Raw genomic sequence first — 2335 nt, forward strand, 5'->3', positions numbered from 1 at the left:
CGCGCAGCCGACGGCCGCGCCGGGCCCGGGGCCCGGAGCCGGCCCGACCGCCGCGCGCGGGCATCTCAGTCCTCCCGCAGGACGTAGCCGACGCCGCGCACCGTGTGGATCAGCGGCCGGCTGCCCGGGACATCGACCTTGCGCCGCAGATAGCCCACGTACACCGCGAGGTTCTTCGAGCCCGGTCCGAAGTCGTAGCCCCAGATCCGGTCGTAGATCGTCGAGTGGTCCAGGACGATCCCGGCGTTGCGGGCGAGCAGTTCCAGCAGCTCGAACTCGGTCCGGGTCAGCTCCAGCTCACGCTCCCCGCGCCAGGCACGGCGCGAGGGCCCGTCGATCCGCAGATCGGCCGCCTCGACCAGACCGCTGTCCGCCACCCGGACGTCGTACGCCCCACCGGCCGCACCGGCCTCGCCGAACTCACCAGCCTCCTCGCCACCGGCGCCGTACTCCGCCCCGGACGCCCCCGCGCCCGCCGTCGTCCTGCGCAGCAGCGCCCGCAGCCGGGCGAAGACCTCCTCGACCTCGAACGGCTTGACCACATAGTCGTCGGCCCCGGCGTCCAGGCCGGCGATCCGGTCCGCCGTCTCGACCCGGGCGGTCAGCATCAGAATCGGGGTGCGGTCCTGCTCGGCCCGCAGCACCTGGCACACCTGAAGCCCGTCGATGCCCGGCATCATCACGTCCAGCAGGATCACGTCCGGCCGCTCGCGGTGCGCCGCGGCGAGCGCCTGGATGCCGTCGGCGACGGCGGTGACCTGGTACCCCTCCAGGGTCAGGGCACGCTCCAGGGCGGTGCGGATGGGGCGGTCGTCCTCGGCGAGCAGTACGGAATGGGTCACCCGGCAAGTCTGCCAAGGCCGCGGGGGTGCGGCGGCGGGCGGCCGGTCCGGCGGTGGGTTTCTTACCCGGCTCTCACCCGGGGTCTTACCGGGCTCTCACCCCGGCCACGCCCTCGGCTTACCCCTTGCGGACACGGTTGCCCCGTGCCGGACGGGCCTCGCGCGGCGACCCGGCCGCGACGAGCTCCCAGCCGGTCGCCACGACTCGGCACACCTCGGGGAGAACACGACACCGTATGAAGATCACCCTGCTGCTGCACAACGCCTACGCCATCGGCGGCACCATCCGCACCACCTTCAACCTCGCCGCCGCGCTCGCCGACCGGCATGACGTCGAGATCGTCTCGATGATGCGGCACCGTGAGGTCCCGCGGTTCACCGTGGACCCCCGGGTGCGGCTGGTGCCGCTGGTGGACACGCGGGTCGGCAGCGAGGACATGGCGGACCCGCGGTTCGGCGAGCCCGCGCGGGACTTCCCGCTCGCCGAGAAGCGGCACCACCAGTACAGCCGGCTGGTGGACGTGCGCGCCGCGGAGTTCCTGCGGACCACCGACGCGGACGTACTGATCGGCACCCGGCCCGGCATCAATGTCTACCTGGCCCGCTTCGGCCCCCGCCGGGCGCTGCGAATCGCCCAGGAGCACCTCCGGCACGACGCGCACAGCAAGCGGCTGCGCACCGAACTCGCCCGCCACTACCGGACGCTGGACGCCCTGGTCACCACCACCGAGGCCGATGCCGCCGTCTACCGCGCGCGGATGCCGCTGCCCGGCGTACGGGTGCTGGCGGTACCCAACATCGTGCCCGCGCCGGCCGGGCCGGCCTCCTCGGGCACCTCGAAGGTGATCGCCGCGGCCGGCCGGCTGGTCCGCGGCAAGCGCTTCGACCTGCTCATCGAGGCGTTCTCCGCGGTCGCCGCCAAGCACCCCGACTGGCGGCTGCGGATACACGGCGGCGGCGCCGAGCGCGCGCAGCTCCAGGGGCTGATCGACGGGCTCGGGCTGGCCGACCGGGCGGTGCTGACCGGGCCGCGCTCGCCGATCGAGGCGGAGTTCGCCAAGGCGTCGATCGTCGCCTCGGCCTCGGACGCCGAGTCGTTCGGTATGACGCTCGTCGAGGCGATGCGCTGCGGGGTGCCCGTCGTCAGCACCAACTGCCCGCTGGGCCCCGCGGAGATCATTCACGACGGCAGGGACGGGCTGCTGGTACCGCCCGGTGACGGACGGGCGCTGGCCGGCGGTCTGCTCGACCTCATCGAGGACCCCACGCGCCGCCGGGAGATGGCCGAGGCCGCGCTGAAGAGCTCACGCCGCTACGACCCGGAACCCATCGCCGAGCGCTACCAACTCCTCTTCCAGGAACTGTGTTCGACCCGCACCGGCCGCGCCTGGCAGCGCGCTCTCGGGCGCGGCCGGGCGCGCGCCCGGAACCTGCTGCGGCGGGCCCTGCGGCGTCGGGGCTAGCGGCTCCGGCGAGCCGGCGGGGCCGGTCCG

At 74.1% G+C, this 2335-nt stretch carries 2 protein-coding genes; one reads left to right on the forward strand and one right to left on the reverse strand.

Annotation, left to right across the window (positions count from 1 at the left end):
* Positions 1-65 precede the first annotated feature (65 nt).
* Positions 66-842, reverse strand: a complete 777-nt coding sequence (locus DY245_RS33680; protein ID WP_128510945.1) for a response regulator transcription factor — start codon at positions 840-842, stop codon at positions 66-68.
* A 236-nt stretch (positions 843-1078) separates the two neighbouring features.
* Here DY245_RS33680 and DY245_RS33685 point away from each other — a divergent pair, with 236 nt between their 5' ends.
* Positions 1079-2305 carry a glycosyltransferase family 4 protein gene (locus DY245_RS33685; RefSeq protein ID WP_128510946.1) on the forward strand — a complete coding sequence of 409 codons (1227 nt, stop codon included), beginning with the start codon at positions 1079-1081 and terminating at the stop codon, positions 2303-2305.
* Positions 2306-2335 lie beyond the last annotated feature (30 nt).

This window comes from Streptomyces inhibens, from assembly GCF_003389455.1.
Lineage (GTDB): Bacteria > Actinomycetota > Actinomycetes > Streptomycetales > Streptomycetaceae > Streptomyces > Streptomyces inhibens.